This is a genomic window from Sphingomonas sp. PAMC 26621 (assembly GCF_000251145.1).
GTDB lineage: Bacteria > Pseudomonadota > Alphaproteobacteria > Sphingomonadales > Sphingomonadaceae > Sphingomonas.
Genome location: NZ_AIDW01000015.1, coordinates 256,176 through 279,868, shown reverse-complemented (window position 1 = coordinate 279,868; position 23,693 = coordinate 256,176). Strand labels below are relative to the sequence as shown.

At 62.5% G+C, this 23,693-nt stretch carries 16 protein-coding genes, 1 tRNA gene and 2 pseudogenes; 16 read left to right on the top strand and 3 right to left on the bottom strand.

From position 1 onward, the window contains the following. Positions 1–68 precede the first annotated feature (68 nt). The 5 genes and pseudogenes from RI03_RS08175 (at position 69) to RI03_RS08155 (ending at position 7,692) form a co-directional block, all read left to right on the top strand. Positions 69–749: a prolyl hydroxylase family protein gene (locus RI03_RS08175; RefSeq protein ID WP_010216528.1), complete on the top strand. Its 681-nt coding sequence runs from the start codon at positions 69–71 to the stop codon at positions 747–749. A 59-nt stretch (positions 750–808) separates the two neighbouring features. Beyond that, positions 809–2,571, top strand: a pseudogene (gene recJ, locus RI03_RS08170) (single-stranded-DNA-specific exonuclease RecJ). Positions 2,572–2,639: 68 nt separating this feature from the next. Next, a tRNA-Glu gene (locus RI03_RS08165) sits at positions 2,640–2,714 on the top strand. Positions 2,715–2,784: 70 nt separating this feature from the next. Next, a complete protein-coding gene (locus RI03_RS08160) occupies positions 2,785–4,755 on the top strand; it encodes a DUF6538 domain-containing protein (RefSeq protein WP_010216526.1) in 1,971 nt (656 codons plus the stop codon). A gap of 654 nt (positions 4,756–5,409) precedes the next feature. Next, complete coding sequence (locus RI03_RS08155; RefSeq protein ID WP_026046562.1) at positions 5,410–7,692, top strand: TonB-dependent receptor; 2,283 nt, start codon at positions 5,410–5,412, stop codon at positions 7,690–7,692. 769 nt (positions 7,693–8,461) lie between these two features. Here RI03_RS08155 and RI03_RS08150 read toward each other — a convergent pair. Then, complete coding sequence (locus tag RI03_RS08150; RefSeq protein ID WP_026046561.1) at positions 8,462–9,811, bottom strand: MFS transporter; 1,350 nt, start codon at positions 9,809–9,811, stop codon at positions 8,462–8,464. Positions 9,812–9,967: 156 nt separating this feature from the next. Between RI03_RS08150 and cyoA the strand changes: the two genes are divergently transcribed. The 6 genes from cyoA to RI03_RS08120 all read left to right on the top strand — a co-directional run bounded on the left by cyoA (position 9,968) and on the right by RI03_RS08120 (position 16,069). Next, positions 9,968–11,119 carry a ubiquinol oxidase subunit II gene (gene cyoA, locus RI03_RS08145; protein WP_051007252.1) on the top strand — a complete coding sequence of 384 codons (1,152 nt, stop codon included), beginning with the start codon at positions 9,968–9,970 and terminating at the stop codon, positions 11,117–11,119. A gap of 20 nt (positions 11,120–11,139) precedes the next feature. Next, positions 11,140–13,134 carry a cytochrome o ubiquinol oxidase subunit I gene (gene cyoB, locus RI03_RS08140; protein WP_010216521.1) on the top strand — a complete coding sequence of 665 codons (1,995 nt, stop codon included), beginning with the start codon at positions 11,140–11,142 and terminating at the stop codon, positions 13,132–13,134. A 1-nt stretch (position 13,135) separates the two neighbouring features. Next, positions 13,136–13,771, top strand: a complete 636-nt coding sequence (cyoC, locus tag RI03_RS23510; protein ID WP_010216519.1) for a cytochrome o ubiquinol oxidase subunit III — start codon at positions 13,136–13,138, stop codon at positions 13,769–13,771. Then, positions 13,768–14,151 (top strand): cytochrome o ubiquinol oxidase subunit IV, encoded by a 384-nt coding sequence (gene cyoD / locus RI03_RS23505; RefSeq protein ID WP_010216518.1) that lies wholly within the window; start codon positions 13,768–13,770, stop codon positions 14,149–14,151. Before cyoC ends, cyoD begins: the two co-directional genes overlap by 4 nt. A gap of 414 nt (positions 14,152–14,565) precedes the next feature. Next, the gene (locus RI03_RS08125; protein ID WP_026046560.1) at positions 14,566–15,276 is read left to right on the top strand and encodes a Crp/Fnr family transcriptional regulator; all 711 of its coding nucleotides are present in this window, start codon (positions 14,566–14,568) and stop codon (positions 15,274–15,276) included. 193 nt (positions 15,277–15,469) lie between these two features. After that, positions 15,470–16,069 carry a hypothetical protein gene (locus tag RI03_RS08120; protein ID WP_138995631.1) on the top strand — a complete coding sequence of 200 codons (600 nt, stop codon included), beginning with the start codon at positions 15,470–15,472 and terminating at the stop codon, positions 16,067–16,069. A gap of 478 nt (positions 16,070–16,547) precedes the next feature. Here RI03_RS08120 and RI03_RS08115 read toward each other — a convergent pair whose 3' ends face one another. Next, a complete protein-coding gene (locus RI03_RS08115) occupies positions 16,548–17,222 on the bottom strand; it encodes a TetR/AcrR family transcriptional regulator (protein WP_010216515.1) in 675 nt (224 codons plus the stop codon). Positions 17,223–17,299: 77 nt separating this feature from the next. Between RI03_RS08115 and RI03_RS08110 the strand changes: the two genes are divergently transcribed. The 5 genes and pseudogenes from RI03_RS08110 to RI03_RS08090 all read left to right on the top strand — a co-directional run bounded on the left by RI03_RS08110 (position 17,300) and on the right by RI03_RS08090 (position 22,496). Continuing rightward, complete coding sequence (locus RI03_RS08110; RefSeq protein ID WP_010216514.1) at positions 17,300–18,244, top strand: aromatic alcohol reductase; 945 nt, start codon at positions 17,300–17,302, stop codon at positions 18,242–18,244. Positions 18,245–18,266: 22 nt separating this feature from the next. Beyond that, positions 18,267–19,418 (top strand): epoxide hydrolase family protein, encoded by a 1,152-nt coding sequence (locus tag RI03_RS08105; RefSeq protein ID WP_010216512.1) that lies wholly within the window; start codon positions 18,267–18,269, stop codon positions 19,416–19,418. 218 nt (positions 19,419–19,636) lie between these two features. Next, positions 19,637–20,626, top strand: a complete 990-nt coding sequence (locus tag RI03_RS08100; protein ID WP_081504212.1) for an amidohydrolase family protein — start codon at positions 19,637–19,639, stop codon at positions 20,624–20,626. Between the two features lie 138 nt (positions 20,627–20,764). Then, positions 20,765–21,397 (top strand): annotated as a pseudogene (locus tag RI03_RS08095) (tyrosine-type recombinase/integrase). Positions 21,398–21,557: 160 nt separating this feature from the next. Then, entirely contained in the window at positions 21,558–22,496 is a 939-nt protein-coding gene (locus RI03_RS08090) for an AraC family transcriptional regulator (protein WP_238542318.1), read from the top strand. A gap of 285 nt (positions 22,497–22,781) precedes the next feature. Here the strand turns inward: RI03_RS08090 and RI03_RS08085 are convergent, their stop codons facing one another. Further along, positions 22,782–23,669 (bottom strand): LysR substrate-binding domain-containing protein, encoded by an 888-nt coding sequence (locus tag RI03_RS08085; RefSeq protein ID WP_010216506.1) that lies wholly within the window; start codon positions 23,667–23,669, stop codon positions 22,782–22,784. Between the last annotated feature and the right edge of the window lie 24 nt (positions 23,670–23,693).

Genomic DNA, 23,693 nt, shown 5'->3' with positions numbered 1-23,693 from the left:
AAGGGGTTCGCGCGGTCGTCCGCGCGAACCCCTTGTTTTTTCCCCGCTCGACGGCAAAGTCCGAGCGCATGGGCTTCTTTTCCAAAAAGACCGGTGCCGCGTCCCCGGTCCGCCGCCAGTTCGGCGAAAGCGTGACTCGCCAGCTCACCGCGAATTCTGCGATCACGCGGTCGAACGTCGACGGCGCGCATATCTACCGCCATCCCGACTTCCTCGATGCGGCGACCTGCGCGAAGTTCGTCGAGATGATCGATGCCAACCGGCGCCGCTCGACCGTCCTCGCGGACGATGCGGTGCAGGCGTTCCGTACCAGCGAAAGCTGTGACATGGACCGCTGGTCCCCCGACGTCCGCCCGACCGACGAGGCGATCGCCACGCTGCTCGGGATCGATCCGGTCCACGGTGAGACGATGCAGGGACAGCGCTATGCGGTCGGCCAGCATTTCCGCGCGCACAACGATTACTTTAACGAGGCCCAGCCCTATTGGCCCAAGATGATCGAAAGCGGCGGGCAGCGCACCTGGACCGCGATGATCTACCTCAACGACGTCGAGGAAGGCGGCGCGACGTGGTTCCCGCTGGTCGGGGTGCGGATCGCGCCCAAGCGCGGCCTGCTGATCGCGTGGAACAACATGCGCGCGGACGGAAGCCCCAACCCCGATACGCTCCACGAGGGCATGCCGGTGACCGCCGGGACCAAGTACATCATCACCAAATGGTTTCGCGAGGGCAACTGGATCAAGGGCTGACCCGCGCCCGCGGGCCGCAAGCGTTTGCGCCGTCTCCGCGATCCGGTACAGGCTGCCTTGTGAACACCGTCCTCAACATCGACCGCTCGATCCTTGGCCAGCCGTGGCGCTGGCGCCTGCTCGAAACCGACGCCCGCGACCCGGGCTTCGCCCCCGACGATCTCGTCACCCAGTTGCTCCTCGCGCGCGGTTGTCCGCGAGACGCGATCGAGCTTCACAAGGCGCCGAGCATCCGCGGCTTCATGCCCGACCCGTCGATCTTCCAGGACATGGACAAGGCCGCAGAACGCTCGCCGACGCGATCGCTTCGGGTGAACAGGTTGCAGTGTTCGGCGATTACGACGTCGACGGCGCGACCTCGGCAGCGCTCGTCATCCTGCTGCTGCGCGATCTCGGGATCGAAGCGCGTCCGTATATTCCCGACCGGCTGACCGAGGGCTATGGCCCGACCGGGGCAGCGATGGTCCAGCTCAAGAACGAAGGCGCGAGCCTGATCGTGACGGTCGACTGCGGCGCGCAGGCGTTCGACGCGCTCGCCGTCGCACGCGATGCGGGCGTCGACGTGGTGGTGGTCGATCACCACAAATGCGCCGCCGCGCTCCCGCACAGCCATGCGCTGGTCAACCCCAATCGGCTCGACGAGACCGAAGGCGCGGCGCACGGCCACCTTGCCGCGGTCGGGGTCGCGTTCCTGCTCGGCGCGGCGCTGATCCGGACGCTCCGCGCGCGCGGGTTCTTCGCGACGCGCGCCGAACCCCGGCTGCTCGACCTGCTCGACCTCGTCGCACTCGGCACCGTGGCGGACGTGGCGCAACTCAAGGGCCTCAACCGCGCGTTCGTGGCGCAGGGGCTCAAGGTGATGGCGCAGCGGCGCAACATCGGCCTCAACGCGCTGATCACCGCCTCGCGGCTGACGCGCGCGCCGACCAGCAGCGATCTTGGTTTCGCGCTCGGGCCCCGGATCAACGCGGGCGGGCGGGTCGGCAAGTCCGATCTCGGCGTACGATTGCTCATCACGCAGGATCCGGCGGAGGCCGAGGCGATCGCGGTCGAACTCGACCGGCTCAACGAGGAACGCCGCGCGATCGAGGGAATCGTCCAGGAAGCCGCCGACCTGATCGCTTCGTCCAAGAGCAACCGCGCGGTGCTCGTCGTCGCGGGGCATGGCTGGCACCCCGGGGTGATCGGGATCGTCGCGGGGCGGCTCAAGGAAAAATACGGCCGCCCCGCGCTCGTCATCGCGATCGACGATGCGGGCGTCGGCAAGGGCTCGGGCCGGTCGATCCCCGGGGTCGATCTCGGCGCCGCAGTGTTGTCGGCGAAAGAGACCGGTCTGCTCGTCGCGGGCGGCGGGCATGCCATGGCGGCGGGGCTGACGATCGCCGAGGACCGGATCGGCGCGCTGGACGATTTCGTGAGCGACCGGCTCGATGCCGCGGTCACCCGCGCGATGGGGGACCGCGCGTTGTTGCTCGATGCAGTGCTGACGACCGCCGGGGTCAACCCCGAGCTCATCGCGGCGATGGAGGCTGGCGGGCCGTACGGCATGGGCTGGCCGCAACCGCGAATCGTCGCGGGGCCGGTTCGCGTCATCAAGGCGGATATCGTCGGCAACGGTCACGTCCGCGCGATCGTCAGCGGCGATGGCGGCGGCACGCTCAAGACGGTCGCCTTCCGCGCTGCGGAGACGCTGCTTGGCCAGGCGTTGCTCGGGGCACCGCCGCACCGCCGCCTGTGGCTCGCCGGACGCGCCAAGATCGACGATTGGGGTGCGCGTCCGAGTGCCGAATTGCATTTAGATGACGCCGCATGGGCGAATTAATGACCAAAGCGCTTGACCGCCGCCCAGACTTTGCCTAACCGGCCCTTCGCTCCCGAGCAATCGGGCACGGCCCCTTCGTCTAGCGGTTAGGACGCGGCCCTTTCACGGCTGAAGCACGGGTTCGATTCCCGTAGGGGTCACCAGCGTCATCTTCCACGATGGAAACGCTGGTGAACTCAGGCAGGTGCCCCTTTGTGAAGCTCGCGGTGGTCCATGATGATGGTCCATATGAACCGCAAAATGATTTCACCGTGGAAGCGCTCCAAATCCAGCAACTACTGGTTTCGGCTTGCCATACCTCCGCGCTATCGGGCGCGTGTCGGTCAGACTGAGATTAAGAATTCGCTTGGCACCGCAGATGTCCGAGTGGCTCGGCAGCTCTGCGCGGCGCTCCATTCCGACTGGCTAATAAAGTTTGCAGCTTTCGACGCGGAGCAGGAGCGCCAGTCGGGGCGTACGGGAGTTCAGATTGTCGATGCGATGTTCCGGCATGAGGCCTCCAGCGTAGGGAGCATGGACGCCGTTATCGCCTACGAACTCGAGGGCATGGCGCTAGCGGAATGCACATACCTCGACGCGCGAACGACCGAGGACATCCTCGGTCCTGATGCGCAGGAACGTGTTGAGCTGGTCATCGCGGAGACCCCTTACCCGGCATATCGCCTGCCAGTCGAACGGTCGTTGATCGCGAACCGCCACCGGCTTCTTGAACGCCACGAGGAGGCCTCGATGCTCCCCGGTCTCGAGGCAGCTAAAAGAGCTTTCGCGCTACGTTTCTGGCAGATTGGGTCGAAATTCCTCCGCGACGCCTTCGAGCATGCTGATCAACCTTACGTCGAGGGCAGCGCAGCTTTCGCGGCGGCGGGCGAGCATTATCTTCGGCGTTTGATTGATCACCAAAATCCAACCCTAGCTCAAGCCGAGATTTCGTTGCCTCTGCCACCATCAATCGCGCCATTATCGCAAGATGCCGACCTAATTACCGCCGGAACATCCTCCATCGAAACTCCTAGCCGCACGTCGGCCCCGGAAGTCTCCATCGTTTCGACGGCAGGGTTAGTGCGGCCGCGCCTGTTTCCGATCTCGGTGGAGGCTAGAACTATCTCCGGAGTTTTTGAGCTGTGGGCAGCAGCTCAACCGCCCAACGCAACAAAGCTTATTGACGAATGGCGTGTGGCAATCCGGCGCTTCGTTCAATTGTTCGGTGACGTCGACGTTTCTGAGATAGACGGCGACATGGTAGCCGACTTCCGAGATGCGATGGAAAAATTGCCGACTAGGCCGAAGCGGCTGGTCGTGGCGCTTCCACTGCTACAGCAAATTGCGCGAGCCGAGACCGAGAACCTACGTCGACTATCGGGTCCAACGGTGGCCAAACTGGTTTCGGGACTTAGGGTCACGCTTGCATATGCGTGCGACCCGCTTCGTATCATCCGCATCAACCCGGCCTCCGGCGTGAAGGTAGCTAAGAGCAAGAGCGAGGACGATGCGCGGCTCGCATTTGATCACGATGATATGCGTCTCATCTTCACTCGACCAGAAATTATCAACCCGAAATCCAAGGCCACTGATGCCGAGGTGTGGCTTCAGGTGCTGGCTCCGTTCACTGGCATGCGGATCGAGGAAATGGGGAAATTGCGCCCTGGCAACATCCGTTGCGAGCGCGGTATCTGGTATATTGCCGTCGAAAGAGATCGGGCGGTAAGGCGCCGAGCGGATGAAAAGGCAGGCGACGCGACAAAACGGGCAAAGACACAGTCCGCGTACCGTCACATACCAATTCACTGGCTTCTGATTGAAGCGGGCTTCCTCGCCTTCGTGCAAGCGCGGTGCGATCTCAACGCTGAATGGCTTCTGGATGAGCTCGAATCGGACGTTTATGGCAACCGCACAAAGAGCGTTTCCCGTCGTCTTATTCGTCATTTCCGCAACATCGGCATCAAGGACCAGGAGAAGGTGTTCTATTCATTCCGACACACTATGAAGCGCGAATGCCGCGGGCGACCGATGAAGGAGGAGATTGCCGATCTGCTCGCTGGGCACTCGCCCGCGAACGTTGGACGTAAGTACGGCGCTGGCGCGGAGCTGGCGGTATTGAAAGAAGCAGTGGATATGATTGACTATGAGATGGTGGAGTGGGATCCGGTGATCGCCGCAATGAAAGCGCGAGGCGCGCGGGCATAGGCACTCTTGTGCAAGTGTTGAGACGGCACAAGATAGAGTTCGAATTCGGCACATTGGTGAAGCAGTTTGGCAAGATCCTCAGACGTTACGTCTATAGCCCGAACCATCGCCAGGATGCCTTGCAGCTAGTCTGGGAACTTGGACGGCGAGACCAGCGTGATCGGGGATGCAGGGAACGGCTTGCGGTGCTCGAGAGCGGCTGCGAGCTTCGCGGCGGCGCTGACCCAGTCACGGACGAATAGGATAAGTCGTCACCGTTCCGACTTCGGACGCTAATCCAAGTCCGTGTTGCCAGACCAAGCTTTAAGAACAACTGAGAAATCCGGCGCCGCCCCCTTTCAAGATTTAGCAGGTGCGGCTTGGACGTACTCTGGCGGTCAGCTGTACCCCCATCGCGCGCGCGGACCGTCCGTCGTGTCGACGGTGTGAAAATGTGTACGGCGATGCACGCGCTCTACACGCGATCATTTATGCGATGAACGTAACCGTGTCGGCGGCGCTAACTGGGGTAAAGATGTCGCGGTGCTCAGCAAAAATGCATCGCCCCCGGTCGTGTCTATTGCCGCACGTTGCAGTGATGTTACCGGTTGGCGACGAATTCGGGTCACACGGATCGACGCAGGAGGGTGTTCGAAGCCCTAAGGGGGACCATTCATGATTTGCTTGCCTGTTCGTACGTCTGCCCTCGTCCGGCTGCTGGCCGCCAGCGCGCCGTTATTCGTCTTTGCCACTCCCGCGGTCGCGCGGGACCAAGCGCCGACGGGGCAAGCTCTCAGCGATCCGGCCAGTGAACAAGGTGTCAGCGACATCGTTGTTACTGCAACTCGCCGTCGAGAATCGTCGAAGGACGTGCCGCTCGCGGTCACCGCAATTAGTGGCGAGAAGCTGGACGTCCTCAACTCGAGCGGTCTCGATATCCGGTTCCTCGCCGGCCGCACGCCGAGCCTTCAGGTAGAGTCGTCGTTCGGCCGCACCTTCCCGCGCTTCTACATCCGCGGGCTCGGCAATACCGATTTCGATCCGAACGCCGCGCAACCGGTGTCGGTCGTGTATGACGGCGTCGCGCTCGAAAATCCGATGCTGAAGTCGTTCCCCGTGTTCGATCTGCAGAGCGTCGAGGTCCTTCGCGGCCCGCAGGGTACGCTGTTCGGGCGCAATACGCCGGCGGGCGTCGTGAAGATCGATTCTGCCAAGCCGAACCCGAACAAGACCTCGGGCTATGCGACGGGATCCTGGGCGACCTACAACACGGTCAACGGCGAGGCGGCGATCAACCTCCCGATCGGCAACGGCTTCGCGGTCCGCGCCTCGGGCCTGATCCAGTCGCGCGACGACTGGGTCACCAACGATTCCACGACGGGCAACGCCGACCGCAAGCTCGAAGGCTACCGCGATGTCGCGGGCCGTTTCCAGCTCGGCTATACCAGCGGCGATTTCAACGCGTTGCTAAACGTGCATGTCCGTGACCTCACGGGCTCCCCGCGCATCTTCCGCGCCGGGCTGTTCAAGCCGGGCACGAACGACTTCAACACCGGCTTCGACCCCAAGCGCACCACGCTCGACGGCTATACCAGCCAGAGCCTGACGCAATGGGGCACCAACCTGCGGGTCGACTATCATCGTGACGGCATCGGCACCTTTTACTCGGTCACCGGCTATGAGCAGGCCAAGGTCGAAAGCACCGGCGACATCGACGGCGGCAACAGCTACCCGTTCACCGGCGGCACGATCGGTGCGATCGGCGTAGGGCTGTTCCCGTCGAACACCGGCGGCATCACCAAGCCCAAGGAGTTCAGCCAGGAACTGCGCTACGCCAGCGAGGACATGAACGGCATCCGCCTTCAAGGCGGGCTGTATTATTTCTACCAGACGCTGCGCTACAACCAATATGACTATGCGTTCGGCGGCACCGGATCGCGTGCGACCAACCTGACGCAGGACATCTTCCACGACAATCGCAACGAGAATTACGGCGGTTTCGCGTCGATCGAGGCCAAGCCGACCGCGCTGCTGACGGTACGCGCGGGTGTCCGCTATTCGCACGATTATCGCAACGATTTGGTGACCGCCCCGATCCCCGGTACCGGGATCAGCGACACGCTGCCGGCGCGCGCAATCGTCCGCGGATCGAACGTCACCTGGGACGCCAGCGCGACGTACGCACTCACCCCGGCGATCAACGTCTACACGCGGCTTGCGACCGGCTATCAGGGGCCGGCGATTCAGGACCGCGTGACGTTCGGCAGCGTCCAGAGCACCGCGCCCAAACAAACGACCTTTTCAGGTGAAGGCGGGTTCAAGGGCACGCTGCTCGACCGGAAGGTGAACTTCGCGCTCGACGCCTATTGGTACAGCACCAAGGACCTGCAGATCACCGCCGTCGGCGGGAACAGCAATTCGGCACGGTTGATCAGCGCGAACAAGGCAATCGGCTACGGCGTCGAGGGCGAGTTCGAGGCACGTCCGCTCCCCGAACTGACGCTGACCGCGAGCGGCAGCTACAACTTCACCGAGATCCGCGATCCGAACATCTCCGTCGGCGTGTGCGCGACTTGCACCGTGCTGGATCCGATCGTCAACGGGTTCGCGGTAATCGACGGCAACGATCTTCCCCAGGCACCACGCTGGATCGCCAACTGGACCGCGCGCTATGGCATCCCGCTCTCGAACGGCGGGGAAGTCTATGCCTATACCGACTGGGTCTATCGCAGCCGCATAAACTTCTTCCTCTATGAAGCGGTAGAGTTCACCGGCAAGTCGTCGCTCGAAGGCGGGCTCAAGCTCGGCTACAAATCGCCGCAGGGATATGAGATCGGCGCGTTTGTCCGCAATATCACCAACCAGTATCGCAGCATCAGCGCGATCGACTTTAACAACCTGACAGGCATGATCAACGAACCCCGCATCATTGGCGGTCAGTTCAAGATCGCGTTTTAAGATAAAGCTCGGAACTGAGCGCTTTACGGACGGTTTTGGTGCGTAAACGAACCAGAGGTGCGGTCGTTTGACGTCACACGTCGGTGGGCCGGTGCTTTGGCACTGGTCCTAGCCTTGGGTCCGCTCTTGGGCGTCAGTGGCGCGGCCGCTTGGGTCCGGCGAGACAGATGAGTCGCCGTTCAACGCCCTCCCGGGTGTTCCCAACTTCAGTCGCTCGTAAAGGTTAGCCAGACGGTTGTTCGAGCAGCCGCTGAAGGAAGCATTGAAAAGCAGAAAGTGGGACAAATCCGCCGTTCGGGAAATCGGCCGTAAACGTCGGGTTTCGGATAAACTGGCCACTCGGGGGGCTTCAGAGATCGGCGGGGCAACGATTCAGCCTGTACGGTAGCGACTTTGCGGGGATGGGATCTCACGCCAAACGAGCAGCCGTTGCTCACCTGACGAAAAACCTCGCCTCTGAAGCTGTCGCGCACTTTCTCAATCCAACAGGGTATCTCGGACAATAGATTAAACGTGGAGCACGTACGCCCTCGCGCGCGCCGCAATGCTCCAGAATTTCAGGTGTGCTGCGTCGACAAACATTTGTTTTGCGTCATTTCAGCGGGCCTGACGGTGCTTGGCGGATACCCCCGTCCGTTCAATGTACCGCCCCTTATTTGGACTGCTCAATGGGGGCTGCTCAGCTTAATCCGCAGTCCGTATGCGAGGCACTTCAACCGCTTTCATTTCGCAGTCATGTCATGCTCGGACCAAATTGCCCCTTCCGAAACTATTGCGCCGTCTCGGCGGGATGTTTGCGTGCCCAATCGTGGTTCAGCGCAAGCGCTGCAAGCGTGCAGAGTGCTCCCGACAACAGATAGGCGCCGACCCAAATCAATCCGAACGTGCTTGCCAGAAATAGCGCTGCCAGCGGCGCGAAGGCAGCGCCGATGAACCAGGATGCGGTCGCGGTCGTGCCCGCGCCGGTATAGCGGTGCTTGGGGGAGAAGTTGCCATTGACCGCGCCCGACGACTGGCCGAACGACAGCCCTAGCAGAACGAAGCCCAGCATCATGTACGCCCATTCGCCCGCCGGGCCCTGGCCGAGCAGTTGCGGTGCAAATCCGCTATAGCCTGCGATCAGCGCGGCTGAGACGCCGAGCAAGGTCCGGCGGCCAACGCGGTCGGCGATGACGCCAGACAGCGTTACCGCGATGAGACAGACCACTGCGCCTACCAGCTCGATCACCAGGAAACGCGCCGGCGGCTCCCCCGAGGTAAGCACGAACCACGATAGCGGGAACACGGTGACGAGGTGGAACAGCGCGAAGCTCGCCAGTGGCGCGAATGCCCCGAGCACGACCGTCCGCCCTTCTTCGCGAACCAGCGCGGGAAGCGACGATGGCTGAAGCTCGCGGGTTTCGAAGAGCTGTTTGAATTCCAGGGTCGAAATCAGGCGCAGCCGCGCGAACAGCGCCACAACGTTGATGACAAAGGCGACGAAGAAGGGAAAGCGCCAGCCCCAATCGAGGAAATCGGGGGTGCTGAGCGCGCTCAGCAGATACGCGAAGACCGCGGTGGCCACGAACAGTCCTACGGGCGCACCGAGTTGCGGGATCATCGCGAACCAGCCGCGGCGCCCCGAGGGCGCGTTGAGCGACAGCAGCGCCGGAAGGCCGTCCCAGGTGCCGCCGAGCGCGAAGCCCTGTCCGATGCGGAACAGCGCCAGCAGGACGACAGCCCAGCCGCCGGCCTGCGCGTGACTGGGCACGAACGCGATCGCAGCGGTCGATCCGCCGAGCAGGAACAGCGCTGCCGTCAGTTTGACGCCACGGCCGTGCTTGCGGTCGATCCAAATGAAGGCGAGCGCGCCGATCGGCCGCGCGATGAAGGCAAGCGCGAAGACTGCGAAGGAATAGAGCGTGCCCGTTAGAGCATCGACATAGGGGAAGATAACTGAAGGAAAAACCAGCACCGAAGCGATCGCAAAGACAAAGAAGTCGAAGAATTCCGATGATCGCCCGATGATCACGCCGACAGCGATATCGCCCGGTCGGATCTGATGTCCGCGCGCGTTGATCAGCTGCGCATCGCGCTCCAAGGGGGTCGAATTCCCTGCGCCCAGTGTCGTGGCTACCATCGCGTTCGGTCCTATCTGCTCAGTCGTGTTGGCAGCGACTGTGCCGGCACGTCGTCTTCGATCAGCAATGCCGATGACCCTGTATAGCGACCGAGAAACCGCAAAACTTTGATCGCGGACAAAGTTCGACAGTCGATCCGCGGCTAGACGCCCGATATGGGCAGACCAAGATCCGATCGTATCCGAAGGGCCTTGCGCCTTCCCCTACTGGCGCTGCCTGCATTGCTTGGCGGCTGCCACATGGTGGTCATGAATCCGACCGGCGACATCGCCGTCCAGCAACGCAATCTGATCCTGTTTGCCACCGGGATTATGTTGTTAATCATCGTGCCGGTGATGGTGCTGACCGTGCTGTTCGCCTGGCGCTATCGGCGCGGCAACCCGAACAAGGTCTACGATCCCACGTTCGATCATTCGACCACGCTAGAGCTGGTGATCTGGGCGTGCCCGCTGCTGATCATCATCGCGCTTAGCGTCGTGACGTGGACCAGTACCCACTTGCTGGATCCTTTCCGGCCGCTGGATCGGCTTGCTGCGGGCAAGCCGATCGCGCCGAACACCAAGCCACTCGAGGTACAGGTTGTCGCGCTCGACTGGAAATGGCTGTTCATCTATCCTGAACAGGGCATCGCGACGGTCAACGAACTGGCCTTGCCGGTGGATGTGCCGGTGCACTTCTCGATCACCTCGACGAGCCAGTTCAGCACCTTCTACGCGCCGACCATGGCGGGCATGATCTACGCCATGCCCGGCATGCAGTCGGTATTGAATGCGGTGCTCAACGCGCCCGGCGAGAGCTGGGGGTATTCGGGCAATTATACCGGGCGGGGCCATACCGACATGCGCTTCAAGCTGCGCGGCATGACACCGGGCGATTTCAACCGCTGGGTGACGCAGGTGAAGGCCAGCAACCAGGGGATGCTCGCGCCGACCAATTATGGCGCGCTTGAGAAACCCAGCATCAAGGTGCCGGTGTTGCATTTCGGCTCGGTCATGCCCGGCTTGTTCGACCGGGTCGTCAACCGCTGCGTCGCCCCCGGCACGCCGTGTACGATCGACGTGATGCGCCGCGACATGGCGCGCAGCCGGGGCGATGTGCCCGGCCGCAGCGCCGCGCCGCTCCATGGTGACACGCCGACGCCTGCGATCTTCAAGGCGCCCAAGGACAAGGGCACGGGCCCCAATGTCACCAAGCCGGCCAAGCCCGGCGCGCCCGGTGAACGCAAGCAAGGCGATCCGCGCAATCGCGACCTGTCCGCCACGCAGCCCTCCCTCGCCCCCGGTGCGCTTCGCACCGTGCGGGTCTGATCCCCAGAATCGGGACACTCATGAGCGAACAGCTTCTCAAATCGATCTTCGGGCGCCTCACATGGGAATCCTTTCCCCTGCACGAGCCGATCCTCTTGACGACGTTCGTCGTCGTCTGCCTGCTCGGCGCCGGGCTCGTCGGCGCGGTGACGTACTTCCGGCTGTGGGGGTATCTGTGGACCGAGTGGTTCACCAGCGTCGATCACAAGCGGATCGGCATCATGTACATCATCCTCGGCATCATCATGTTGCTGCGCGGCTTTTCCGATGCGCTGATGATGCGCGCGCAACAGGCGATCGCGTTCGGTGCCAACCAGGGGTATCTGGAGGCGCATCACTACGATCAGATCTTCACCGCGCATGGTACGATCATGATCTTCTTCGTCGCCATCCCGCTGGTGGTCGGACTGGTCAACTTCGTGATGCCGTTGCAGATCGGCGCGCGCGACGTGGCATTTCCGTTCCTGAATAATCTCAGTTTCTGGCTGACCGCTGCAGGCGCGATACTGGTAATGATTTCGCTGTTCGTCGGCGAGTTCGCGAGCACCGGCTGGCTATCCTATGCACCGCTCGCCGGGCTGGCCTACAGCCCCGAAACCGGGGTCGATTATTACCTGTGGTCGCTCCAGATCGCCGGCGTGGGGACCACGCTGTCGGCGATCAACATGGTCGCGACGGTGATCAAGATGCGCGCGCCCGGCATGACGATGATGAAAATGCCGGTGTTCTGCTGGACTGCATTCTGCTCGAACGTGCTCGCCGTCGCCATCTTCCCGGCGCTGACTGCGGCCTTCTTCCTGCTCATGCTCGATCGCTATGTCGGCACGCACTTCTTCACCAACGAGCTCGGCGGTTCGCCGATGATGTATTGGAACATGGTGTGGATCTGGGGCCATCCCGAGGTCTATGTGCTGGTCCTTCCGGCATTTGGCATCTATTCCGAAATCACCTCGACCTTCACCGGCAAGCGCCTCTTCGGTTATTCGTCGATGGTCTACGCGACCATCGTGATCACGATCCTGTCGTATCTCGTCTGGCTGCACCATTTCTTCACGATGGGCGCGGGGCCGAGCGTCAACAGCTTCTTCGGCATCGCCACGATGGTCATCGCGATCCCGACCGGGGCCAAAATCTTCAACTGGCTATTCACGATGTACCGCGGCGACATCCGTTTCGAACTGCCGATGATGTGGGTGGTGGCGTTCATGCTGACCTTCGTGGTCGGCGGGATGACCGGTGTGCTGCTGGCGATCCCGCCCGCCGATTTCGTGTTGCATAACTCGCTGTTCCTGGTGGCGCATTTCCACAATGTGATCATCGGCGGGGTGGTGTTCGGCCTGTTCGCCGGGATGGTCTATTGGTTCCCCAAGGCGTTCGGCTTCAAGCTCGACGAATTCTGGGGCAAGGTCGCGTTCTGGGGCTGGGTGATCGGCTATTGGGTCGCGTGGACGCCGATCTACGTCGTCGGGCTGATGGGCACCACGCGCCGCGTGAACCATTTCGACGATCCGACACTTCAGCCGTATTTCGTGATCGCCGCGATCGGCGCGCTCATCATCCTCGTCGGTATTCTCGGCTTTGTGATGAGCATCGTGATGGGTTTCGTAAAGCGCGATCAGTTGCGCGACCTGACGGGCGATCCATGGGATGGCCGGACGCTCGAATGGTCGACCAGTTCGCCGCCGCCGGCGTATAATTTCGCCTTCACGCCGATGATCCACGATCTCGACGCGTGGTATGACATGAAAAGTCGCGGTTATGAGCGGCCCGCCGGGGGCTATCGCCCGATCCACATGCCGCGCAACACAGGGGCGGGCATCATCTTGGCCGGCCTCGCGCTAAGCCTCGGCTTTGGCATGGTGTGGTACATGTGGTGGCTCGCCGCATTGAGCTTTGCCGGGCTGATCGTCGTCGCGGTGGCGCACACGTTCAATATGAAGCGCGACTATTTCATTCCGGCCGAGGAGGTCGCGCTGACGGAAAACGCGCGCCACCAGCCGGTCGTGGGAGCCTGACATGACTGACCACGCCCACACCGATGGCAACGCCCCCCCGATCTGGCACCTGCCCGAAGACGAGGATCACGATCATGGTGGCAACGGTGCCACCGTGATCGGCTTCTGGATCTATCTGATGAGCGACGCGCTGATCTTCGCGTCCTTGTTCGCGATGTTCGGGGTGGTACGAACCAACTATGCTGGCGGGCCAATGCCGCACGAAATCTTCGAGCTGCCGCTCGTCGCGCTCAACACCGCCTTGCTGCTGGCGTCGTCGATCACCTTCGGCCAAGCGATGCCGCACATGGAGGCCGGACGGCTCAACCCGACGCGCTTCTGGCTTGCCGTCACCGGCCTGCTCGGCGCAGCCTTTGTATGCGTAGAGCTGTACGAATTCTCGCAGCTCTTCGCGCAAGGGGCCGTACCGCAGCGGAGCGCGTTCCTTTCCGCCTTTTTCACGCTCGTGGGCACGCATGGCGCGCACGTTACCGTCGGGCTGATCTGGATCGCGGTCTTGCTCGTCCAGCTTGGACAGCACGGCCTGAGCCAGCCGATGAAGCGCCGGCTGATCTGCCTGTCGATGTTCTGGCATTTCCTCGACATCATCTGGATCGGTGTCTTCACCTTCGTTTATCTGTTTGGAGTCCTCCGGTGAGCCAACCCTCGATCGCGCAAGACGCCGCACACAGCCATGGCGAGCCCGGCCACAGCCAGCGTGGCTATCGCATCGGAACGATCCTCTCGATCATCCTGACGGCGGTGCCGTTCTGGCTGGTGATGTCCGGGGTGCTGCACGATGCGCAGACGACGGCAGCGCTGATCTTCGCCATGGGGTTCGCCCAGATCATCGTTCACGTGCTCTGCTTCCTGCACCTCGACACGCGATCCGAAGGGGGTTGGACGTTGCTGGCGTTCCTCTTCACCACGGTGATCGTTGTCTTGACCGTCGCTGGGTCGATCTGGGTGATGTATCACCTGAACGCGAACATGATGCCAATGCCAATGCCCGGTGGCGGCGTGCTTCCAGTGCACTGAGACAGGGCGACCGTCGGTCGAGGGTGGTTCGCCCGCGGCGATGTGGGGGGTACGACTCAGTGCCTTAAGCCTGATTTCGATGCTGATGTGTGTATGCATCAGCCTCTGGCAAGGAGGTCGTCGTGTATGGAAACGGACGATCGCGACCGAACTCGCCTCGGCATCACGCGCATGGCCTGATGCCGCCGTAACGCTTCGTACGCGCAGCTGACCTTCTGACGGGGTTATGGCTGGATGCGGATCTGGTCGTCAAAAAGAGGCATTTGCTTGTACCGCCGATGCTTCGCGCCTCGTAGCATTTGCCCCTAGCAGCTTCTGCCGAGAGGCCTTTCACGACCCTGCGTACCTGTGGTCTTTACGTAGTTCTGCCGAATTGATGCTCAGTTATTATCTATCTTAGGTATAGATAATCATATGCTCGGCACGACCATCTGCTCGGATTGTACGGTACGCGACGCAACAATCTGCGGCAGTGTGATGAACAACGAGCCGTCCGCTTTGGAAAATATCGGTCATAAGAAAAGCATTAATCGCGGTGAAACCGTGATCTGGGCCGGTGATGAGAGCATTATCTGCGCCAATCTACTATCCGGGGTGCTCAAGCTGGTCGCCTACACTGCGGATGGTCGCGAACAGATCGTCGGCCTGCTCTACCCGGCCGACTTTGTCGGGCAACCCTACGCAGGCCGTGCCGACTTCACGATTACCGCCCTGACGAACGCCGAGTTATGCGTGTTCCCGCGCAGCGCGTTCGAACGGGTGTTAACAGATCACGCTGGAATGGAGCGGTTACTCCTGCAGCGCACGCTGGCGGCCCTAAATACCTCCCGTCGACAGATGTTGACGCTTGCCCGGACATCGGCCGCGGAAAAGGTCGCCGGTTTTCTAGTGGACATGACTTCGCGCGCAGCCTCCAGCGGATGCAGGGCGACGGACGATGCACCGGTCACCTTCGATTTGCCTCTGTCGCGGGGACAGATCGCAGACATTCTGGGTCTTACGATCGAAACGGTCAGTCGGCAGATGACCCATTTGAAGGCGGCCGGTATTATTCGGCTGCCCGGCGGACGCGCGATCACGATTGCGGACTCGGACGGACTGGAATCGCGGGCGGTCGCCGCTTAGCCTCGTCCCCGGTAGTGTCGGACCTCGGTTTATCGGAGCCCGCTGCTGAGCAAATGTGCCAGCCGACAAGAACGTTAGCGTTCCTGAATCCGTCGACATTGATGGGACACCTCCAAAAATCGCACTGGTTTGATGACGATCAATGGCGCTCCGTAGCTTGGAGCGCAGAGCCGACGCTCAGTAGGAGCCTGGAGTGACGGACGGCGACAGTAACAAGGGCAACGCCAATCTGCCGGGCAATGTCGTCGCACTGCGCCGTCGCCGGCACGTCATCAACGAATTGGACCTCGTCCGCTTGCTCGCCGGGCATTGGAAACTCGACACGCTTTGCGACCTGCTCGAGGCGTGCGCCGATGCGTTGCCGACTAGACCGTCATTGGCCCAAAGTATCATGCTTTGCGAAAAGCTTTCTAGATTGATTGACTTGTACGAGCACGGCGGAACGATGCTGCTACACGAGATGTTCGAACCTGACCTCCATCGACCGCTTACCAACGCGCTGTTAGATCACATCGTCGCAAGCCACGCGGTCGATAGCGCCAATGCTCAGGACCTGATCGCCGCACTCGATCCGGCTTCGGGAGAAGCCAGCCGATTTTCAGCTGAAATTCTGGGCTACATGCTTCGCTGCTTCTTCGACGGTTGCCGCCGCGCAATGAACTTCACCGAGCTCGCCATCTTGACGCTCGGCGAGAAACGCCTGACTCCAGATGCAAAGACGCTGTTGACTAAAGTCCTGCAAGACAATGCAAAACTTCGGGTGCAACGAGCAGACAGTCCTGGCGAGATATGATACTGCTGGTGCGCCAACCTTCTCGTTTGCTAGTAGGTTTGGCTTGCTTATTTCCTTTCACCGCGCTGGCGGCTTGTAGCGCGAGCTTTTACCCGAGCCGATCTCGATGGCGTCGCGCTTAAGCTCAACGCACGGGCGCGAAAAGCATCTGGATTCTGAACGAACGGAGCTTCGTTTGCCGGAGCGGTTGCAACGACGGGATGAACCCAGCGTCGCTAACTGCCGGGGAACTATCATCACTAACAATGGCCGCTTCCGGCGTGAGCGGTCATTCGCTCCAGCGGTTCGGAACGACGCATGTTGGTCGACACCTGCCGCGGCAGCGACGACCCACACCCGGACATCGGCAGGTCGTTTGCGGCTCCCCAACTTCAGTCATTCATTCATGTCGGTGGAAAGTAATGCGGCAAGCACCTTCCCGACGGCGCGGCAGCGTTCTTACAAGGCTGGTAAATAAGGAAAGACGGATCGAGGCGACCTAAGCCGCGGCGGCTGTATCCAACCACCCCGCGCGCGTGAGCAGATCGATCGCATCGTCGATGCGCCGTGCGGCGGTCGCATCGAGCAGCGCGCGATCGTCGCCGATCAGCGCGCGCATCTGGTGGGGGACGAACACCATGTCGATGAACCGGCCCGCAACATCCGACGCTTGTGCGATCCGGTCGGGCACCGCGTCGGCCCCGGCAATCGCCTGAGCGACGCACGCAACGCCACCATCGCGGCCGATCCGATCCACCAGCCGGGCGAGATCGGGCATCCGGTGCACGGTGGTGACAACGACACGCATCAGCGCGACCGCCTCGGGCGTCAACGCATGCTCCAGCAGGCTATGCCCCACCGCGCGCAGCCGGTCCTGGACGGACAGATGCCACGGCACCACGCCGGACGGCACCAGCGTGTGATCCACCATCCGCCGAACCACGGCCGCGAACAGCGCCTCCTTGTTGGCATAGCGGGCGTAGAGACTCGCCTTCCCCGCCCCCGCCTGCGCGACGACTTGATCGCAGCTCGTCGCGTCATATCCCATCCGCAGGAACAGGTCCGTGGCGGCGTCGAGAATCCGGCGATCGACGTCGCCGGCCTGGTCGGCGGACGGTCGACCACCGCGTCGTCGCTTTGCTGGATCAGGCTTTGTGTCGGTAAGCGTTTGCATCACGCAACCATATAGGCCATGCGCCCGTTGAATGGAACTGAACGGTATAGTTCAGTTTATGGCGAAGGGGGGTGGTGATGGGTGCGATCACGCTTGAGGACGTGAACGGCCGCGATGACGGCGGGGTAGCGCAGCGGACGATCGCGCTAGCCGGTGCGACGGGCGATCTTGGTGGACGTGTGCTGTCCGCGCTGGTTCGGCGTGGCGTGGATGTGCGGGCGCTGGTCCGCAGCGGGACGCCGGCCGCGGCGCAGGATGTCGTGCGTGCGCGCGGCGGCACGCCCGTCCCGGTCGATTTTGCCGACCATGCTGCACTCACGAATTCGCTGGATGGTGCGGAATGCGTCGTCTCGGTCCTGAACGGGCTGGAGCCCGTCATTCTCGATCTCCAGGGCCGTCTTCTCGATGCGGCGGTCGCGGCGGGCGTACCCCGCTTCATCCCGTCCGACTTCTCGCTCGACTTCACCAAGACCCGCCCCGGCGACAATCGCAACATGGACCTTCGGCGGCGCTTCATGGGACGCGTCGACGCAGCGCCGATCCGCGCGACCTCGATCCTCAACGGCGCCTTTGCGGACCTGTTGACCGGCGAAGCGCCGATCGTGCTGCAGCGCTTCCGCCGCATCCTCTACTGGGGCGACGCCGCCCAGTCGCTCGACTTCACGACGAAGGACGATGTCGCGGGTTATACCGCCGACGTGGCGCTCGATGCCGATGCGCCGCGCTTCCTGCGGATCGCCGGTGACGTGGTGTCCCCACGCGACCTAGCGATGCTGATGACGCGGCTGGAGGGCCAAGGGTGGAAGCCGTTCCGGGCAGGTGGGCTCGGGCGTCTCTCGACGCTGATCCGCGTCGCGCGCGCGTTGTCGCCGACCACCGATGCGCCGTTCCCGGCCTGGCAGGGGATGCAATATGTCCGCGACATGTCGAGCGGGCGCGGCAAGCTCTCACCCCTCGACAACGATCGCTACGGCAAGTCTGACTGGACGCGCGCCGAAGCCGTCCTCGCCCCGACCCTCTGATCGCACCTTCCGGAGTCTTACCATGAGCGACGCCATCCAGCCGTTCCCGATCCACATTCCTCAGGCCGACCTCGACGATCTGGCCGATCGCCTCGCCCGCACCCGCTGGCCGGATGCCGGCACGGTGCAGGACGGGTCGCAGGGTCCGCAATCGGACCGCATCCGCGCGCTAACGCAGCGATGGCAGGACGGTTACGACTGGCGTTCCACGGAGAGTCTGCTCAACGGCTGGGGCAGCAGCCGCACGGTGATCGACGGGCTCGGCATCCACTTCCTGCATGTCCGCTCCCCCGAACCGGATGCGACACCACTGCTCCTGACGCACGGCTGGCCGGGATCGGTACTGGAATTCCGCGACGTGATCGGCCCACTCAGCGATCCGCGCGCGCATGGCGGCGAAGCGTCGGACGCGTTCCACCTCGTCATCCCCGCGCTGCCAGGCTTCGGCTTCTCCGACAAGCCGACCGAGCCGGGTTGGGGCGTCGGCCGCACCGCCTCGGCATGGGGCGAGCTGATGCAGCGGCTCGGCTATGGCGATCGCTGGATGGCGCAAGGCGGAGACTGGGGTGCCGCAGTCACGACGGCGCTAGCGCATATGCGCGTGCCGGGCCTCGCCGGTATCCACCTCAACATGGTGATGGTCCAGCCGACACCCGAGGAAAGGGAAAAGGCGACCCCGGCCGAGCAGCAGATGCTCGACGATGCCGCACGCTACGACCGCGAGTATTCAGGCTATATGAAGCTCCAGTGCACCCGGCCGCACTCGCTAGCCTTCGCACTCGCGGACTCGCCCGTTGGACTGGCAAGCTGGATATACGCACTGTTCCAGGATGTATCCGACAGCGGTGGGCAGCCGGAACGGGTCATTCCGCTCGATCATCTGATCGACGACATCATGCTGTACTGGCTACCGAACGCCGGCCCCAGCGCGGCACGCTTCTACTGGGAAGCCGCGCAGGAGATGGCGAAAGGGATGCCGCGCGCGCGCGTGCCGCTGCCGGCCGGGATCAGCATGTTCCCCGGCGAGCAGGTACGCCTGTCCCGCCGTTGGGCGGAGGCGCGTTTTGCCGATCTCCGCTATTTTGGAGAGGCCGCGAGCGGTGGGCATTTCGCGGCAATGGAGAACGCCGAAACGTTCGTGCAGCACGTCCGCGCGACGTTCCTAACCACATAACACCCCGATGGGTTGGAAGCCGTTTCGCAGTTTGCGACTGCGAGAACCCACATTCAGCCGTTCACAGCGGGTTTTCCGGCCACCAACTTTCGCATTCGTTAATTTCCTGCACAGCCGTTGGAAGAGGGCGGCAGGTTAACACAGTCACGGAGAGATCCGCTTGCGAAGTCTCCGGATCGAGATCATGATCCGTCGAACCATTGGGGGTGGCGAGTACAATGGATCGCTTCGGTCGACTTAGCCTGATAGCCAGCATGCTTGCCGTAGCGCCGGCCGTTCACGCACAGCAGCGCTACGACATCATCGACATGCATTTCCATGCCGACCTGCCGGATGCTGAAGGACCGCCAGGCAGCACGGTCTGCGCGCCTTATACGAACTGGCTGCCGCGTGATCCGAAGCGGCCGATCGCTGACTATCTCCAGCGCTTTAGCGTCCGTCCCAATTGCCCTCACCCGCTTGTCGCTCCAACAGACGCAGCAATACTACGGCAAAAGGGAATCGCTGCGCTTGAGCGCTTCAACATGCTCGCGCTGGCAGGTGGCGCAGCCACTACGGTGGAGCGCTATCGTGCCGATGCGCCGAAGCGGATCTTGCCGTCGGCTGGGTTCGGAAGCGACGGCACGTTGCCGCCAACTGACGAGCTGCGCCGGTTGCACGCGGCCGGCAAGCTTGCTGCCCTAAGCGAGATTACCTCGCAATATGCCGGAATTGCTCCCGACGATCCCAGACTAGAGCCTTATTACGCGCTTGCCGAGGAGCTCGATATTCCGGTCGGCATCCATCTCGGCCCAGGCCCGCCTGGCACCGCCTATTTCGCCACACCAGCGTACCGCGTGGCCGCAGGCGATCCGCTGCGGCTGGAACCGATGTTGGTCCGGCATCCAAAACTGCGCCTCTACGCGATGCATGCTGGCTGGCCATTCGGTGATGCGATGATCGCGATGCTGTTTGCCCATCCGCAGCTCTATGTCGACGTGGCCGTTCTGGACTACGCCTACCCCGAGGCAGACTTCTATGCATATCTGAAGCGCTTGATCGACGCCGGTATGGAAGAGCGCATCATGTTCGGGTCAGACAACATGGTGTGGCCGGACGCGATCGCGGTTGCTATCGAGCGGATCAGGCATGCGCCCTTCCTCAATGAGCGACAGAAGCGCCTCATTCTCCACGACAACGCCGCGCGGTTCCTGCGCATTGAGGGCTGAAGGGCGCCGCCTGCTTCCCACTTCTCGGTCTCGGTCGTTCGTTCGTTCAACGGCATTTCGCCAACCATAGATGCAAACGGCCACTTTACCCTTCCCGGTGTACCCTGCGGCGCTCAATTTGCACCGTGGAGACAAGCGATGGGACATTCCTCGTTAGATCCAGCCTTCCAAGAACTCCGCCCTTGGAACGAGGGCCGTGTGCTTGGCGCGAAGCGCGCACTGAAACCGCAACATGTTTGAGCTATTCGCTTCTGGCTCGACCAGCACCAGCGTCTCCGGGATCGAGCGCTCTTCGACTTCGCGATCGACAGCAAGTTACGCGGTTGCGATGTCGTGAAAGTCCGCATCGGCGATATCGTTGCCGGTGGCCGCATTCGGGATCGCGCGATCGTGGTTCAGCAAAAGACGACACGACCCGTGCAGTTCGAGATTGTCGAGCCTGCCCGTAAAACCTTGTTCGCCTGGCTCGAACGCCGTGGCGGCACATTGAACGATTTCGTTTTCCCAAGCCGTAACGACTATATGGGGCACATGAGCACGAGGCAGTATGCCCGCCTCGTTCGTGAGTGGATTGTCGGCGTCGGCCTCCACGCCGAGGATTACGGCACTCACTCCCTTCAACGCACCAAAGCCTCAATCATCTACAAGGCGACGGGCAATCTACGCGCAGTTCAAATCCTTCTCGGCCATGCGAAGATCGAAAGTACCGTCCGCTACCTCGGCGTGGATGTCGAAGACGCTTTGGAACTGGCCGAACGCACCGAGGTCTGAGACGACCCATAGTCCGCCACTCAGGGCGTCATCTGCGCTGCCCGTTACCAGACATCCGTTCATGTGAGGCGAGCGTCGCTGCCGAGCCCGCGCGCGGGTTTCACACAGAATAGCAAGATCGGTCGAGCGCACGCTGGTCGATCCGCGCTACGTAGCACCCATGAAGAACGCACTTGTCGACCCGCCTCAACGGTACCGTGCTCGCATGGTGCGCGTGCTCGACCACATTGATCGGCATCTCGACGACGATCTCGACCTTGATGCGCTGAGCGGGATCGCGGCGTTTTCCAAATACCATTTCCACCGCCAGTTCACGGCAATGTTCGGCCTGACGGTGCACCGCTACGTCCATCTCGCCCGGCTTAAGCGAGCCACGCACCGTCTGGCACACGCGCGCGGCTCGAGTGTGACAGAGGTCGCCTTGGAAGCGGGCTATGACGCGCCTGACGCGTTCGCCCGCGCTTTCCGCCAACGCTTTGGACAGGCACCGTCTGCCTTTCGCGCAGCTCCGAACTGGGCCGCGCTGGACGAGGCATTCTCAATCTTTCATCAAGCAAGGAGTCAGTTGATGCCAGGCTTTTCACCCGACGATGTGACCATCTTCGAGCTGCCGTCAACGACGGTGGCGAGCATGACGCATGTTGGCGAGCCCGCGACGATCGCCGCCACAGTGGCGCGCTTCATTGCGTGGCGCCAGGCGAACGGCCTGACCGATCCCGACTTGCCGATTTACGGCATCTTCCCGACCGACACGCGTGTTACAGCACCGGCTGAATTCCGGATGGAGATCTGCGTCGCCACGAATCGTGCGATCGCTCCCAATGATGATGGGGTCGAAGCCGCAACCATCCCCGGCGGCAGGGTAGCGGCCTTGCGTTTGTTGGGCTCGGCTGGCGAAGACCTCGAGCCGGCAGCGCTGTTTTTATACCGCGACTGGTTGCCTGGAAGCGGTGAAGAACTGCGGGACTTCCCGCTCTATTGTGAACGCAAGAATTCTTTCCGCTCGTGCCAGCACATGAAGCGATCACGGACCTGTTCCTTCCACTGCGATAGGCACGGCGAAGGATCATCGCGTGCCGAATGCCGCTACGACCCATAGTCGGCCATTCGGCGCTTAGTTGCCGCCTTCCAACTTCAGACACTCCTTCAAGTCGGTAGAACGGCAATTTGACGTCGCATAGCGACGCGCCGCCGCACCGTTGGATGGAAAGAGCTGGGGCGAGCCTAGGTGCTTGTCGTCAGCGCCGGGAAAGGCGTGGCGACGACATACGCCTCGAGAGGCATGCGCTTCACTGCGCGCCGCAGAACGTCAAAACCGAAGTCGGGGCATTCAGGGCTTCACCGATCGCATCCAGCCGGGCAGTCGCCAGTCCTACTTGCTCGGTCAGTCGAGCCGCGAAAGCCCGACCGCGAGGGCGTCGAACACCACCCGGTACCGCGCACTCGTCTTCAAGTCCTCGTGCATGACGATCCAGAATGGCAACGGCAGCGTGATCTCAGGAAGTATGCGAACCAGCATCGGGTCGCGGTTGGCGACCGCGACCTGACAGATGCCAATGCCGAACCCGGCCCGGATGGCTGCCAACTGCGCAAGGTTGCTGTCGGTCCGTAATGCGAAGCCCCGCCGGTCGAGAGGGGCTAGACGCGTCGCCATCGACCGGAGGGCAGGCGTCTCCGCATCGTACCCGATCACATCGTACCGCGAGAGGTCAGCGAGAGTCGCCGGCTTGCCAACCCTCGCGATGTAGCCTGCATGAGCATGGAAGCCGAGCTCGACCGGCGGCAGTCGCCGCGCCAGCAACGCCCCCTGGGTCGGCTCGGTCATGCGCACCGCGATGTCGACTGCGCGGCCTAGCAGGTCATCTACGCGGTCCGTAAGGGCGAGCTCGACCACCAGCGCAGGGTGTTCGCGGCGAAGCCGGGCGAGGATGGGTGGCAAGTATTCGACGCCAATGACGTCGCTGGCGCTGATCCGCACCGTCCCCTCGACCACGCCCGGCGCGCCGCTGGCGGTGCGCAGTAGCGTGGCGGCGGCGGTGGTCAACGTGCCTTCGGGGTTGATGGCGACGGTGCCGTCGGGGGAATAGGCGCTGGCGACCTGCAGCGGATCATTGTCCGGATCGGTGTCGTTGGTCAGCACCGCGATCGTCACCGGCGTGTCCCCCGGCGCCGACGCGCGGTCGTCCACGGCGGTCGGTGCGGAGTTGGTCGCGGTCACGGTGAAGGTCGCCGTGGCGGTGCCGCCGGCCCCGTCGTTCGCGTAGAAGGTCACATTCCAGCGACGTGCGATTATAAC

Coding starts and splice junctions, on each gene's coding strand:
- RI03_RS08175 (WP_010216528.1), top strand. CDS start 69: ATGGGCTTCTTTTCCAAAAAGACCGGTGCCGCGTCCCCGGTCCGCCGC.
- RI03_RS08160 (WP_010216526.1), top strand. CDS start 2,785: ATGATGATGGTCCATATGAACCGCAAAATGATTTCACCGTGGAAGCGC.
- RI03_RS08155 (WP_026046562.1), top strand. CDS start 5,410: ATGATTTGCTTGCCTGTTCGTACGTCTGCCCTCGTCCGGCTGCTGGCC.
- RI03_RS08150 (WP_026046561.1), bottom strand. CDS start 9,811: ATGGTAGCCACGACACTGGGCGCAGGGAATTCGACCCCCTTGGAGCGC.
- cyoA (WP_051007252.1), top strand. CDS start 9,968: ATGGGCAGACCAAGATCCGATCGTATCCGAAGGGCCTTGCGCCTTCCC.
- cyoB (WP_010216521.1), top strand. CDS start 11,140: ATGAGCGAACAGCTTCTCAAATCGATCTTCGGGCGCCTCACATGGGAA.
- cyoC (WP_010216519.1), top strand. CDS start 13,136: ATGACTGACCACGCCCACACCGATGGCAACGCCCCCCCGATCTGGCAC.
- RI03_RS08125 (WP_026046560.1), top strand. CDS start 14,566: ATGCTCGGCACGACCATCTGCTCGGATTGTACGGTACGCGACGCAACA.
- RI03_RS08115 (WP_010216515.1), bottom strand. CDS start 17,222: ATGCAAACGCTTACCGACACAAAGCCTGATCCAGCAAAGCGACGACGC.
- RI03_RS08110 (WP_010216514.1), top strand. CDS start 17,300: ATGGGTGCGATCACGCTTGAGGACGTGAACGGCCGCGATGACGGCGGG.
- RI03_RS08105 (WP_010216512.1), top strand. CDS start 18,267: ATGAGCGACGCCATCCAGCCGTTCCCGATCCACATTCCTCAGGCCGAC.
- RI03_RS08100 (WP_081504212.1), top strand. CDS start 19,637: ATGGATCGCTTCGGTCGACTTAGCCTGATAGCCAGCATGCTTGCCGTA.
- RI03_RS08090 (WP_238542318.1), top strand. CDS start 21,558: ATGAAGAACGCACTTGTCGACCCGCCTCAACGGTACCGTGCTCGCATG.